Annotated in this window: 16 protein-coding genes; 5 read left to right on the plus strand and 11 right to left on the minus strand. The window is 72.8% G+C overall.

Annotation, left to right across the window (positions count from 1 at the left end; translation table 11 throughout):
- Positions 1-17 precede the first annotated feature (17 nt).
- Positions 18-353, minus strand: coding sequence for a hypothetical protein (locus ABZ453_RS12270; RefSeq protein WP_359014212.1), 336 nt, complete (start codon positions 351-353; stop codon positions 18-20).
- A gap of 170 nt (positions 354-523) precedes the next feature.
- On the opposite strand from ABZ453_RS12270, the gene ABZ453_RS12275 reads away from it, so the two are divergent.
- A complete protein-coding gene (locus tag ABZ453_RS12275; protein WP_359014214.1) occupies positions 524-775 on the plus strand; it encodes a DUF5133 domain-containing protein in 252 nt (83 codons plus the stop codon).
- 13 nt (positions 776-788) lie between these two features.
- Here the strand turns inward: ABZ453_RS12275 and ABZ453_RS12280 are convergent, their stop codons facing one another.
- Positions 789-1757, minus strand: a complete 969-nt coding sequence (locus tag ABZ453_RS12280) for a helix-turn-helix domain-containing protein (RefSeq protein ID WP_359014216.1) — start codon at positions 1755-1757, stop codon at positions 789-791.
- Between the two features lie 179 nt (positions 1758-1936).
- Between ABZ453_RS12280 and ABZ453_RS12285 the strand changes: the two genes are divergently transcribed.
- Entirely contained in the window at positions 1937-2392 is a 456-nt protein-coding gene (locus ABZ453_RS12285; protein ID WP_359014218.1) for a DUF2269 family protein, read from the plus strand.
- A 128-nt stretch (positions 2393-2520) separates the two neighbouring features.
- On the plus strand, positions 2521-2736 hold the full coding sequence (locus tag ABZ453_RS12290; RefSeq protein ID WP_359014220.1) for a hypothetical protein: 216 nt from the start codon (positions 2521-2523) through the stop codon (positions 2734-2736).
- 6 nt (positions 2737-2742) lie between these two features.
- Here ABZ453_RS12290 and tgmB read toward each other — a convergent pair whose 3' ends face one another.
- From tgmB to ABZ453_RS12305, 3 genes are all read right to left on the minus strand, one after another.
- Entirely contained in the window at positions 2743-3717 is a 975-nt protein-coding gene (gene tgmB / locus ABZ453_RS12295) for an ATP-grasp ribosomal peptide maturase (RefSeq protein WP_359014222.1), read from the minus strand.
- A gap of 17 nt (positions 3718-3734) precedes the next feature.
- Positions 3735-3926 (minus strand): putative ATP-grasp-modified RiPP, encoded by a 192-nt coding sequence (tgmA, locus tag ABZ453_RS12300; RefSeq protein ID WP_208781351.1) that lies wholly within the window; start codon positions 3924-3926, stop codon positions 3735-3737.
- Between the two features lie 85 nt (positions 3927-4011).
- Positions 4012-4347 carry a YkvA family protein gene (locus tag ABZ453_RS12305; RefSeq protein WP_359014224.1) on the minus strand — a complete coding sequence of 112 codons (336 nt, stop codon included), beginning with the start codon at positions 4345-4347 and terminating at the stop codon, positions 4012-4014.
- Between the two features lie 224 nt (positions 4348-4571).
- Between ABZ453_RS12305 and ABZ453_RS12310 the strand changes: the two genes are divergently transcribed.
- Positions 4572-5183: a hypothetical protein gene (locus ABZ453_RS12310; RefSeq protein ID WP_359014226.1), complete on the plus strand. Its 612-nt coding sequence runs from the start codon at positions 4572-4574 to the stop codon at positions 5181-5183.
- 10 nt (positions 5184-5193) lie between these two features.
- On the opposite strand, the gene ABZ453_RS12315 is transcribed toward ABZ453_RS12310, so the two are convergent.
- From ABZ453_RS12315 to ABZ453_RS12340, 6 genes are all read right to left on the minus strand, one after another.
- The gene (locus tag ABZ453_RS12315) at positions 5194-7287 is read right to left on the minus strand and encodes a xanthine dehydrogenase family protein molybdopterin-binding subunit (RefSeq protein WP_359014228.1); all 2094 of its coding nucleotides are present in this window, start codon (positions 7285-7287) and stop codon (positions 5194-5196) included.
- A 22-nt stretch (positions 7288-7309) separates the two neighbouring features.
- On the minus strand, positions 7310-8293 hold the full coding sequence (locus tag ABZ453_RS12320) for a xanthine dehydrogenase family protein subunit M (RefSeq protein WP_359014230.1): 984 nt from the start codon (positions 8291-8293) through the stop codon (positions 7310-7312).
- Positions 8290-8838 carry a 2Fe-2S iron-sulfur cluster-binding protein gene (locus ABZ453_RS12325; protein WP_359014232.1) on the minus strand — a complete coding sequence of 183 codons (549 nt, stop codon included), beginning with the start codon at positions 8836-8838 and terminating at the stop codon, positions 8290-8292. Before ABZ453_RS12325 ends, ABZ453_RS12320 begins: the two co-directional genes overlap by 4 nt.
- A 95-nt stretch (positions 8839-8933) precedes the next feature.
- Positions 8934-10070, minus strand: a complete 1137-nt coding sequence (locus ABZ453_RS12330) for a hypothetical protein (protein ID WP_359014234.1) — start codon at positions 10068-10070, stop codon at positions 8934-8936.
- Between the two features lie 234 nt (positions 10071-10304).
- Positions 10305-10796: a lamin tail domain-containing protein gene (locus ABZ453_RS12335; RefSeq protein ID WP_359014235.1), complete on the minus strand. Its 492-nt coding sequence runs from the start codon at positions 10794-10796 to the stop codon at positions 10305-10307.
- 226 nt (positions 10797-11022) lie between these two features.
- Positions 11023-12228, minus strand: coding sequence for an NAD(P)/FAD-dependent oxidoreductase (locus ABZ453_RS12340; protein WP_359014237.1), 1206 nt, complete (start codon positions 12226-12228; stop codon positions 11023-11025).
- A gap of 94 nt (positions 12229-12322) precedes the next feature.
- Here ABZ453_RS12340 and ABZ453_RS12345 point away from each other — a divergent pair, with 94 nt between their 5' ends.
- The gene (locus ABZ453_RS12345) at positions 12323-13291 is read left to right on the plus strand and encodes a D-cysteine desulfhydrase family protein (protein ID WP_359014239.1); all 969 of its coding nucleotides are present in this window, start codon (positions 12323-12325) and stop codon (positions 13289-13291) included.
- Position 13292: the final 1 nt, after the last annotated feature.

Here is a 13292-nt window from a genome sequence, read left to right on the forward strand (position 1 = left end):
CCCCGGTCCGCTACCGGTCAGGCGGCGCTGCTGCGCGGGATCCGGTGCGGGCAGCCGGCGTCGTGGTCGGTCCCCAGGCTCGTCCACCACCGCTCGCAGCAGGCCGCGTACAGCTCCTCCCGGACGATCTGGTCGGCCGCCGAGCGCGCCGGCCGACGGGGCCCGGTGCCCGCCGCCAGCAGATCGCGGATCAGTGTCTCGCGCACGACGGCGATGACCGGGACCACGCTCGCGGCGGCGAACAGGAACGCCACCCAGAGCGGGCCATGAGCGAGGTCGAGCACCGCCGTCGCGGCGAGCCCGCCGGTGGTGACGAGATAGAGGGCGCAGAGGAGGCGGCCGGATCGGTTCATGATGGTCACCGTTCGTGCAGGGATGGTTGCACTCTGTTCAACGCGTGGGAGGGCGTGAGGGAATCGGGTCGACCGACGGTATTGCGTCAATTCGGGGTGCCGGGGAGGAGGACGGGAATGGTCCGGCCCTGTCCGGGAATACGAGGCGAAAATCGAGAGAGGGGCGCTTCGTGCTCGTTCCGGACCCGAAGGTCGTCAGAACGTTGCTCACCACGTACGCATCGCTGCGCATCGCGCAGGCGGAGCGGGACCGGCCGCACACGGCGCGCGAGTTGGCGGAGGTCAGCCGCGACCTGTGCGCCACGATGGGAACCACGGACCTGAACGAGGCGATCGCCCGGGCCGACGCCCTGTTGCGTGCCGCGCGGGGGATGACCGGTGGGGAGTGGCGTGGCGAGGACGGCGTGAAGTCCGCCGCCTGACCGGCCGTCGGTTTCAGGCCCGTGCGGCGGCCACGGCCGCGCCGCCCTGGAAGGAGCCGCGGTAGGCCTGCGGAGTGGTGCCGACCACGCGGCGGAACCGCTCCCGGAACGCCGTGGGCGACCCGAACCCCGCCTGTCGCGCGATCCGTTCGACGGGATGGTCGCTGTTCTCCAGCAGGTACTGTGCCCGGCGCACCCGGGCGCGCAGCAGCCACTGCAGCGGGGTCGTGCCGGTCTGCTCACGGAAGCGGCGGCTGAAGGTCCGCTCGCTCATGCCGGAACGGGCCGCCATCGCGCCGAGGGTGATCTCGCCGCCCAGATTGTCCTCGATCCACTCCAGCACCGGCTCCAGGGTCGAGCCGCGCGGCACGGGCGGCTGCTCGTGCACGATGAACTGGGCCTGGCCGCCTTCGCGTTCGAGGGGCATGACGGACATGCGGGCGGCGTCGGCGGCGACGGCCGAGCCGAGGTCGGTACGGATCATGTGCAGGCACATGTCCAGTGAGGCGGCGGCGCCGGCCGAGGTGAGGATGCGGCCGTTGTCGACGTAGAGCACGTCCGGGTCCACCGTGATCCGCGGGTATCGCCGGGCCAGTCGGCCGGCGGCCACCCAGTGCGTGGTGGCGCGCAGGCCGTCCAGCAGTCCCGCCTCCGCGAGGACGAAGGCACCGGAGCAGACGGAGGCGATCCGGGCGCCGGCCCGCGCCGCCCGGCGCAGGGTGTCGAGGGCCTGGGACGAGGGCGCTCCGGCCGCCTCCGAGCATCCCGGCACGATCACGGTGTCGGCGTCGGCCACCGCTTGGAGGCCCTGGTCGACCCGGATGGTGAAGCCGTCCGCCCTGACCTCGGGTGATTCCGCGCACACCCGCACCCGGTAGGGCCGGCGTCCGTCGGGCAGCCGGGTGCGGCCGAACACCTCCAGGGGTGCCGCCATGTCGAACGGCACCACATGGTCCAGAACCAGGATCGCCACTGTGTGCATGGAGCCACGATAGGCGGATTCCTGCCAGTGCCGTCACCTGGGTCTCCGTGCAAAGCCACAGGTGGGGCCATTGGCGGGAATCCGTTGAAAGCTGTCGTTTCAGCCCCTGTTCCGGTGGTCTCGAAGATCCCTAGCGTGAGCCGCGCTCGATTGATCGATCGCGTTGCGGAAGGCTCCCCATGACCAAGCTCCTGCTCACCCTCCATGTCCTGGCGGCCATCGTGGCCGTGGGCCCCGTCACCGTCGCGGCGAGCATGTTCCCGGCCGCGGCCCGCCGGGCCGGTGAGGAGGAGTCCGCGGTCGGCACCCTGCGGCTGCTGTACCGGATCTGCCGGCTCTATTCGGCTGTCGGCGCGGTGGTTCCGGCCTTCGGGTTCGCGACCGCGGCGGCGATGGGGGTTCTGGGCAGCGGTTGGCTGATCGCGTCCATCACGCTGACGGCGGTGGCCGCCGGTCTCCTGGTCGCCTTCGTCCTGCCCCGTCAGGACGAGATCCTCGGCCAACTGGACGGCGGGCAGGCGGTGGAGCGGTCGGGAACCGTCCGACTCGCCATGTTCACCGGCCTGTTCAACCTTCTGTGGGCGACCGTCACCGTCCTGATGATCGTGCGTCCCGGATCCACCACACGGGCCTGACCGGCCGCTCACACCGCCCTCCCGAGCGTCAAGTGCTCTTGGTGAATTCACACCCTGGTAAGCCGGGGCGCATACACTCGTCAGCTGTGCCCAAGTGATGGGCCACCACACGAAAGGCGCGTTGACGGGTGTTCCAGGATTCCCCCATCTACGACCGACTCGTCGCCGAGCGCGGCGACGTCCCCACTCAGACCCGCCGAGAGGCCGAGCGCGTCAGCCGGGAACTGGAGTACGTCATGCGACCGCTGCAGTCCTTCGGTGCCGGCCCGTCCCCCGACCGCCAGGCCGCCCCGGGCACCGGGTGGCAGCGGACCGCGCTGCTGCCCGGCACGCTGCCCCACTGACCCTGCTCAACGCACCGTGCTGCCCGCCCCGTTGACCTGGGACGACGGCTCGTTGCCGGGGTTCGCCAGCCAGTCCGCGACGGTCCGCGCGATGGGCTGGCCGGTCTCGACCTCGACGAAGCCGAACTGTCCGGACTGGTTGCACTCCAGGAACCACCACGTCCCATCCGCGTCCTCCGCGAAGTCGAAGGCTCCGTAAGCCAGTTCGGCGGCGCGCAGATAGGCGCTGACGGCGGTGGCGATGCGCGGCGGCACCTCGGTGGCCTGCCATGGGACGTCCGGAGCGGCGAACCGCACGTCGACCTCGTCGGCCTCGTCGGCCGGCTTGCGGGCCGCCAGCATCCGCTCACCGACCGCGGTCAGCCGGATGTCGGCGCGCTTGGCCACGCGTCGCTGCAACAGGGTGGGGCCGAAGGCGACGGCGGAGAAGTCCGTGTCCGGTGCCACCCGGCTGGTCGGCACCGCCCGCGGGGGGTCCTGCGGATGCGCCCCGGAGACCGGTTTGACCACCAGGTCCGGATACCGCTCGGCGAACTCCCGCGCCGCCTGCGGGAACGATGTGATCAATGTCGCGGGTACCGGCAGCCCGCAGCGCTGGGCGAGCCGCAACTGCCATGGCTTGTGCCGGGCGCGCCGGGCCGCGTCGGGGTGGTTCATCCAGCGCGCGTCGCTGCCGCGCAGCATGCCGTACAGGGCCTGCGAGGACTCCTCGGTGAGCCAGTCCGAGGGGTCGGGCGCCCGGCTGGCGGGGGTGCCCGGCCTGCGGACCCAGATGGACCGCAGGCCCGAGATGCTCACCAGGCGCCCCGCGGACTGCAGATGCCCGCGGAAGGCGCCGTGGACGTACTCGCCGGACAGCGCGACGGCGCCCGGCAGGTCGGCCGGGTCGAGACGGACCACAGGGACCCCGGAGGCGTTGAGGTGGACGACCACCATGTCGGCCGTCACATCCTCTTCACAGGTCAGGATCAGTACGGTCATCGTGGGCGGTTCCGCGTTCAGTCGTCGAAGTGAGTCTTGGAGCCCGCGGTCGACGTCGTGGTCCCCAGTTCTCTGAGCAGTGCCGAGTCACCGGCGGCGATCCGGCCGTCCATGGTTACGTTCAACTGCAGTCCGGTGTCGTAGACGTACGGAGTCGTGGCCTCCAATTCCACCGCCGGACGTGCGTAGTTGAGCGCGAACGGTTGCATCGTGTCTCCCTCGTCGGTCTGCGCCGACCAAGCGCTGCGCCCCCCTCGGGCGCCGTCTGGTCCGCCGACTGCCTTGCCCTTCCAGTCACTTATACGAATCGAACGAGTGATTGGTTTCCTTACTCTGCGTAATCGTGGGGATTTTGTGCCCATACGCCCCACGCAGAGGTCCCCGAAGGCTGTGCAGTGCGAGAAGAAGAACGCCGATGTCGTCCAGGTAGACCGGATCGGGCAGCAGGTCCGTCGGCAGTACGAAGTACAGGACGGCACCCCAGAAGACCCAGCGCGGCCCGGTCGGCAGGCCGGCCCGGCGCAGATCGCGCCGGGTGCGTACCAGTCGCACCAGAACGACTACGGCCGCGGCGAGCAGAAGTGCCGCCAGGACTGCGGCGACGATGATCACCGTTGTGGTCGTGTCCACGGACCTTCCTCCGTCCGGCGTGCCGAACGGCGCGCCCCTCTTCACGGATTCCCCCATCCGCCGCCGGTACGTCCACAGGCTTGCGACAGGGGGCTCATACCGGTGGCGCACACCGAGTGGCACCGCACGCCCGTAGCGTTTAGTAATGAAACGGTAACGTCGCGTGCGTCGCGTCGCGGGGCGGCGAGAGCTGCCGCACTCCCACCTCTCCCCTGGAGCAGAAAGTGAGCATCCGCTCTTCATCACCCCAACCCGACGACACCTCCATAGCCGCGCGCCACGCCACGGTCGACGCGCTGCGCGCGGTCGGCACGGACCGGTCCGTGGAGGACGTGACCCGGCTGATGGCCCCAGCTCCCACCGCAGTCGACCTCGCACCCCGCATACTCCCGCGTACGCCGAACCGCCGTCCCGTACGCCAATCGTGGCCCGGTGTCCTCGCCGCCGCCGTCCTCCTGCTGTGCGGGATGCTCTGGTTCCCGCTCCACCGCGACGGCGCGCCCCCGCAGTCGTACGCCCTCACGCTCGGCGCGTCGACGCTGTGCACCCTCCTGACCGTAGTGCTGACCCTGCGGCCCACGCTCCCCGCCTTCGCGGTCGCGGCCGTGGTGCCGACGGTGCTCGCGGCGGGCCGGCTGTACGAGGGGCGGTTCCACTCGGAACCGCTGTCAAGGGCGCTCGACCTGACCCTCGCACCGAGCTGGATCGCCGGCGTCGCCGCCGTGTGCGCGGCACTCGCCGCGCTGACGGGCGTGCTCGTACGGCTGGCGGCACAGCAGCCGAAGGCCGCGGCGCCGCCGCGCCCGCCGGCCGCCGCCCGCCGCACCCCGGACTGATCCCGGGGCGTCAGACCGAGGTCAGGGCCGTCAGCACCCGGTCCGGGGTGAGCGGCAGTTCGCGCAGACGGACGCCGATGGCGTGGTGGACGGCGTTGCCGATCGCGGCCGGCGTGCCGACGATGCCGATCTCGCCGATGCCCTTGCTGCCCATGGGGTTGAGATGCGGATCGTCCTCGTCGATCCAGTGCGCCTCGACCTCCGGCACGTCGGCGTGCGCCGGCACGTGGTAGGAGGCCAGGTCGGACTCGGTGAAGTCGCCGAACGCGGCGTCCATGGTGCTGCCCTCGGTCAGCGCCATGCCCAGGCCCATGGTCATGCCGCCGATGAACTGGGAGCGCGCGGTACGGGCGTTGAGGATGTGCCCGGCGGCGTAGATCCCCAGCAGCCGCCGTACCCGTGTCTCACCGGTCACCGTGTCGACGGCCACCTCCGCGAAGTGGGCACCGAAGGCGTGGCGCGCCCACGGGCTGTCGGCGTCGGCCTGTCCCGCCGTGTCGGCGCGGGCCTCGACGCCCTCGGCGGGCAGCGCACCCGTGCGCTCGGCGAGCCGGGCCGTCAGCCGGACACAGGCCTCGTGCACCGCCCAGCCCCAGGAGGCCGTGCCGGACGAGCCGCCCGCCAGCGAGGCCGACGGCAGATCACTGCGCCCCACCTCCGTCCGCACCCGCTCCAGCGGTACCCCGAGTGCGTCGGCGGCGACCTGCGCGAGGACCGTACGCGCGCCCGTGCCGATGTCCGTGGCGTTGATCCGGACGAGGAACGTCCCGTCGGGCAGCGCTCGCGCCGCCGCGGTCGACGGCCCGATGTTGACGGGATACATGGCCGCCGCCACCCCCGTCCCGATCAGCAGCGCGCCGTCGCGCCGGGCCCGCGGCCGTGGATCGCGCCGGGACCAGTCGAAGCGGCGCGCGCCCTCGCGCAGGCACTCCACGAGATGCCGGCTGCTGAACGGCTTGCCGCTGTCGGGCTCCGTCTCCGGCTCGTTGAGGATCCGCAACTCGACGGGATCCATGCCGAGTTCGCAGGCCAGCTCGTCCATGGCGGACTCCAGCGCGTACATGCCGGGCGCCTCGCCGGGCGCCCGCATCCACGACGGCGTGGGCACGTCCAGGGCCGCCACCCGGTGGACGGTACGGCGGTGCGGCGCGGCGTACATGACCCGGGCGGGTACGGCGGCCTGCTCCACGAACTCCTTGACGCGGGAGGTGTGGGTGGTGACCTCGTGGACCAGGGCCGTCAGACGGCCGTCCGCTCCGGCGCCGAGCCGGATCCGGTGCAGGGTCGGCGCCCGGTGCCCGACCACCGCCGGCAGGTGGCGGCGGGGCAGGGCGAGAGTGACGGGCCGCCCGGTGTGCCGGGCCGCCATCGCGGCCAGCACCACGTCGGGACGAGGGGTGCCCTTGGAGCCGAAGCCGCCGCCGACGTGTTCGGCGACGACGACGATCCGCTCCTCGGGCAGCTCGACGAGCTTGGCGAGCGTGGCCCGTACCGCTGTCGAGCCCTGGCTGGAGGTGTGCGCGAGGAGCCGTTCGCCGTCCCAGTGCGCGGTGCTCGCGTGCGGTTCCATGGGGTGGTTGTGCAGCGGCGGGACGCGATAGCGGGTGTCCACGCGCACGGCCGCGGAGCCGAAGGCACCGTCGGGATCGCCGCGTCGCGTGCTGCCGGGATATCCGGCGTTGGCGTTCTCGGGGGCGTACGCCGCCGGGTGGTCCTCGGCGAGGGAGACGTCGTACTCCTCGACGTCGTAGGCGACCCGCACCGCCGCGGCACCGGCCCGCGCGTCCTCCAGTGTCTCGGCGACGACCAGCGCCACGAACCAACCACGGTGCGGGACACGGGAGTTCTGCAGCACGGCGAGCGTGGCGTCGTCGGGCTCGGCCAGGCGGGGCGCGTTCTCCGGCGTGAGCACGGCCAGGACCCCGGGTTGCCGCAGCGCGGCCGAGGCGTCGACGGCGGTCACCGTGCCGCGTGCGACCGTGGCCGGCACCGGCCAGGCGTACGCCCGGCCGTCCGGCACGTGCTCGGCGGCGTAGCGGGCACTGCCGGTGATCTTCTGCAGACCTTCCCGGCGCTCGGCGGGGGCGCCCAGGGCGGCGGCCATGTGGTCCTCCTCGGCTGACGGTTCACATCCCGGCGAGCCGGGTCAGGACGTCCACGGCGAGGCCGCGGGCGAGCGGCACCTTGTAGGCGTTGTCCCTCAGCGGCCGGGCGGCGGACAGTTCCAGGTCGACGGCGTGTTCGAACGCGGCCGGGGTGGGCGCCGCACCGAGCAGCGCCCGCTCGGCCGTCCGCGCCCGCCAGGGCCGGTGGGCCAGCGCCCCGAAGGCGAGGCCGGCGTGGGCGACGACACCGTCCGCGATCCGCAGCACCCCGGCGACGGAGGCCAGGGCGAAGGCGTACGAGGCCCGGTCGCGTGCCTTGCGGTACAGCGACGGCAGTCCCGCCGTGACGGGCGGCAGCACCACGGCCGTGACCAGTTCGTCGGGCCGGATCTCCGTGTCCCGCTCCGGATGGTCGCCCGGCAGCCGGTGGAACTCGTCGGCAGCGACGTCACGGGCGCCCGCGGGGCCGTACAGCTCGATCCGCGCGTCGAGGGCCGCCAGGGCCACCGCCATGTCCGAGGGGTGGGTGGCGATGCACTGCTCGGAGTGTCCGAGCACCGCATGGTCGCGGTGGACGCCCTCGCGCGCGCCGCAACCGCTGCCCGGCGCACGCTTGTTGCACGGTTTCGAGAGGTCCTGGAAGTAGGGGCAGCGGGTGCGCTGCAGCAGGTTGCCGCCGGTGGTGGCCACGTTCCGCAGCTGGCCCGAGGCGCCCGCGAGCAGCGCCTGGGAGAGGGCGGGATACCGGTCGCGCACGGCGGGATGCGCCGCGAGGTCGCTGTTGCGGACCGTGGCTCCGACGCGCAGCGAGCCGTCGGGCAGCTCCTCCACCGTGTCCAGGGGCAGCCGGCTGACGTCGACCAGGGTGGTGGCCTCCTCGACGCCGAGCTTCATCAGGTCGACGAGGTTGGTGCCACCGCCCAGAGGGCGGGCGCCGGGCAGGGAGGCGAGGGCGGCACAGGCGTCCTCGACGCCGGTGGCGCGGACGTAGGCGAAGGGCTTCACGGGATCACGTCCTCGACCGCCTCGACGATGTGCGGGTAGGCCCCGCAGCGGCACAGGTTCCCGCTGAGCCGCTCCCGGATCTCGGTCCGGTCCAGGGGCACCGGCCGCCCCGAGGGCGTGTCCGGGCCGGTGACGTGGGAGGGGTGGCCCGCGGCGGCCTCGGCGATCGCTCCCAGGGCGGAGCAGATCTGGCCGGGTGTGCAGTACCCGCACTGGAAGGCGTCCCGGTCCAGGAAGGCCTGCTGCAGCGGGTGAAGGCGCTCCGCGTCGCCGGTCAGCCCCTCGACGGTCGTGACCTCGCGGCCGTCCAGGGACACCGCGAGCAGCAGACAGCTGTTGACGCGCCGCCCGTCCACCAGCACCGTGCACGCACCGCACTGCCCGTGGTCGCAGCCCTTCTTGGCGCCGAACAGGCCCAGGTCCTCGCGCAGCAGGTCCAGCAGGACCCGCCGGTGGTCGACGGCGAGCGTGTGCGGCTTGCCGTTGACCCGCAGGGTCGTGTCGGAGCGGTGACGGTCGCTGTGCGGGTGCTGACTGCTGGCCATGGCGGGGGCCCTTCCGGACGGGCTGACGTGCCGTCCCCACCGCGTATCCAGCCTGCGCCGACTGACACGTCCCGCCACGCGCGGCGACGGGCGTCTCAGTCCTCGGGCGTGTCCCCGCCCTGCTTGCCGTCGGTTTCGGGGCGCCGGGTGCGGGCCGAGCCCTTGAGGCGCTCCAGGGTCCGGGTCAGCTGCTGGAACGGGGAGGCGGCGGGCGCGGCGGGCTGCTGCGGCGGCGGGGCGGGCGCACCGGTGTCGGCCTCGCGGTAGGCGGTCAGCGCCTCGTGCGCGCGCTCGGCGGCCTCCCGGTACAGGTCCCGGGACCTCGTCATCGCCTCCAGGGCCTCGGCGTACATCGCCACCAGCCTGCGCTCCCGGGCCAGCTCCTCCTCGAGGGTCATCAGCTGCCAGTCGTCCCGCAAGGCCGCCACGGCCTCCTCGGCGCCGTCCGGCAGCGGCAGGGGCAGCGTCACGAAACGCGTGAGGGCGGCGACCAGCTCGGCCGGCCGTGAACCGTCGAGGAAGACGGTCCGTACCGCGAAGTCGTCCCCGTCGAAGCCGTCCGGCGCCGGATGGGTGGGCAACAGCACGGCGCCGCCGCGCGGAACCTGTACGTCGAACTCGCGCAGCGCCCTGTTGACGATGCGCAGCTGGTCCGGGGCCGCGCGGTGCTCCAGGACGCGGTCGCGCAGAGCGGGCGGCAGCAGCGGACCGAGCGGACCGCTGCCGCGTTCGTCCGGCGTCATCGCCTCGTGCACCACGAGGTTGACGCACCAGCCGCCGCGCACGGACGCACGCAGCAGCCGCCGGATGTCCTTGTCCTCCGTGGGCAGCCGGTTCACCCCGCGCAGGCGCAGTCCCGTGCCGGGCTCGTGGTCCCAGGGGGCATCGGCGTCATCGGGCCAGAACATGGTCGCCGGAGACGGCCACTCCTGGTCCCAGGCGCGCTCCGCCTCCGCCGCCAGCACCCACTCCTGCGCGCCGTCGGCAAGGGGACCGAGGGTCAGCCGCGCCCGCACCGTCACCGTCGCGGCGACGGTCCAGCGCGCCTCGAAGACCTGCTCCAGGACGCCCTCGGCACCGGGCAGCTCGTGCTGGTCGTCGAGGACCTCGCCGGCGCGCAGGCGTTTCAGGGTACGGCGCACGACGTCCGGCGCGTCGGTGCCGGCGTAGCGGCCGCGGGCCAGCCACAGGGTGGGGGACGGGGTGGGGCGGGCGGTCGGTGGGATGCGCATGGGGTCCATCTGCAGACGGGGGCACGTGTTGTACCAGTATCGTCCGCGCGCGGCGGTGGAGATCACGCGGGGGTGGGCGCACAGGATGCGCGCGGCGCACTCGGGGCGCGCGCGACACGCCCCAGGACACGCCGCTTCACACGTGTCCCGCGTCCGGCGCGCCCGCCACAATGGCGCCCGCGAACAGGGCCCGCCCACCATCCGCTTAGGGGCGGGTCCTGTTCGCGCCCCGGTTCACCCGTGGAACGTGATGTACCCGTTGCCGTCCGGGTCGTTGCCGCTCTTGGTGTACGCGTGCGAGTCGGCGCCGGCGCCCGACGGCTTGTACACGTAGATGGTGTCCTTGTCGTTGTTCCACAGGAAGTTGCAGTTCTGGCGGTAGACGACGTTCTTCGCGTCGGAGTCCGTGCCGTGGCCGCCGCGCAGCTTCACGTAGTCACCGGGCTGCAGATAGTGGTTCTTGGAGAAGGTGAACCGGTTGCCGGCCTTGTCCTTGACCACGTACCCCTTGAGGTTCACCGTCGTGTGGGACGAGTAGTTCTTGATCGTCAGATACTCGTCCTTCGTGTTCCCGGTCGCGCAGTTGTTGGAGTCCCGGCCGGGCGCGTCGTACTGAACGCCCTTGATCTTCAGCGCGGACGAGTACTCGGTGGCGTGGGCCGGGACAGCGGCCAGCACGGCGAGTGCGCCGGCGGCGGTGGTGGCGGCGAAGAAACGTATACGCATGGAGCAATGACCCCCCGATGTGGATTTTCGGTGAAGAGTCTGGAGCGTATACAACTCGGGGCTTTCGAGGGCCGTCTTCACCCAAATGTGCTGTCCACCGGCAACAGGGCGTCCACACCGCCGCGATGCGGTCGCGGACGTCGTCCGGCGCCGCCGGGAGGAGGCCGCCGCCTCGGCCACCCCGCGGCGCCTGGAGGCCTGGCCCGGGAGGCCCGACGGGTTGCGGTCAGAGGCCTTTTCGCGGCTCCTGGCCCACGGATGCGTGCGGCTCCCGCCCCGCCGACCGGATGTCGGACTCCCAGTCCAGGAGCCCGATCAGTTCGTCCTCTCCAGGGCGGGAAGGGCCCCGGCCCCCGCGAGCCGGGGGCGTGGCCTGAACGCCTCGGGAGATGTTGCCGCTCACGGTGACGTTGTGCTCCACGCGCGGGCGGCGCAGTTCCTCGTAGAGCGAGAGCGCGGAGTCCGGGTCCGGGGTGTCGCGCAGGCACTTGGCGAGGATCACGGCGTCCTCCAGAGCCATCGACGCGCCCTGGCCGGTCGCGGGGGAGGCCGCGTGGGCGGCGTCGCCGACGAGCAGGATCCGGCCCGAGCGCCAGGCGGTGCCGGTGGGGATCTCGGTGGCGTTGGTGACCAGGATGTCGTCGGTGGTGGTCGCGACGATGTCCGCGGCGGGCGTGGCGTCCTCGCGCAGCAGGGGGAGCAGCAGTTCACGCCAACGGTCCGGTGTGCCGTCGGCGAGTTCCTCGGCGGGCAGTGGATCGCCGGCCACGCGCGCGAACCAGTACGTCTCCCCGCCCGGCGAGGCGGCATGGCCGAAGGCCGCGCGGCTGCCGCGGATCATGGTGATGCACGCGTCGTCGGCGGAGCGGGGCCCGGCGTCGGTGTAGCCGTAGAAGACGCGCTGGCCGGCGTAGAAGGGCCGGACGCCGGGGGCGATCGCCTGCCGGACGGTGGAGTTGAGGCCGTCGGCGCCGATGAGGAGGTCGGCCGTGGCGGTGCCGCCGTCCGCGAAGTGCGCGGTGACACCGTCCGCGCTCTGCTCGACGGAGGTCAGCCGGGCGCCGTGCCGGATGCCGATGCCCCGGCGCGCCGCCTCTTCCTGCAGCCCGGAGTTGAGGTCGCCGCGCCGCAGGCACCGGTAGCGCAGTGGCGGATCGCCCGCCTCGCCGAGCGGCACGTGCGCCAGCTGCGTGCCGGTGTGGTCCAGCACCCGCATCGAGGTCAGCGGGAAGCCGAGGGCGGTGACGGCGGCGGAGGCGTCGAACTGCGCGAGCGCACGCATGCCGTTGCTCGCGAGAGTGAGGAAGGCGCCGATGTCCTCGGCCGAACCGGGATGCGCCTCGCGCACCTCGACGCCGAACCCCGCCTTGTGCAGGGCCAGCGCCGTCGCCGTGCCCGCGATCCCGCCGCCGATGACCAGTACGCGTGTCACGCTCACCCCGTCCGTGTGGGTACGGCCCCGTGACCGTACCCGCGTCTGTGGGAACGTCTCACCGGCAGCGACGGTTCCAGTTCGAGGAGACACCGTGACCGGAAAGATCACCCTGGCCACCTGGCCCACGCCCCTGGAGCGCATGCCCCGGCTGGCCGCCGCGCTGGGCCTGGGCGCGGACGACCTGTGGGTCAAGCGGGACGATCTGACCGGTCTCGGGGGCGGCGGCAACAAGGTCCGCAAACTGGAGTGGTTCACCGGTGCCGCCCTCGCCGAGGGTGCCGACACCCTGGTCACGACCGGCGCCGCGCAGAGCAACCACGCCCGCCTCACCGCCGCCGTCGGCGCCCGCCTCGGGCTGGACGTCGTTCTCGTCTTCCGGGGTTCGCCCGACGGCGCGGCGGACGCCTCCGGCAATCTCGTCCTCGACAGCCTCTTCGGAGCCCGCGTCCACTGGGCCGGAGACGCGGATCCGAACGCCCTGGGTGACATCGCCGCGGAGGTCTGCGAGCGGCTGCGCGGGGAGGGGGCGCGTCCCTTCCTCATCCCGTTCGGCGGCTCCAGCCCGCTCGGCGCGCGGGGGTACGTCGAAGGAGGCGAGGAGATCCTGGCCCAACTGCCCGAAGTGGAACACGTGGTGGTGGCGCTGGGCTCCGGCGGCACCATGGCCGGACTGGTCGGCGCCCTGGGGGAGCGACGGGTGCTCGGCGTGCACTGCGGGGCGGTATCGGATCCGGCCGCCACCGTGGCGGCCCTTCTCGGCCCCGGCGTCGAGCCGCGCGGGCTGCGGGTGCGCACCGATCAGGTCGGCGCGGGATACGGCATCCTGCACGCACCGGTCCTGGCGGCGATGCGGCGTGCCGCGAGCACCGAGGGCATCGTGCTGGACCCCGTGTACACCGGGCGGGCCATGGCCGGGCTGGTGGCGGCGGTGGAGGACGGTGACATCCGGCCGGGGCAGCGCACCGTGTTCCTGCACACGGGCGGGCTTCCGGGACTGTTCGGCCACGCGGAGGCGGTACGGCGTACCGTCTCGGGCCTGTCGTCCTGGAAGCCCGCCTGAG

The organism is Streptomyces sp. NPDC005799 (assembly GCF_040630525.1).
Lineage (GTDB): Bacteria > Actinomycetota > Actinomycetes > Streptomycetales > Streptomycetaceae > Streptomyces > Streptomyces griseorubiginosus_B.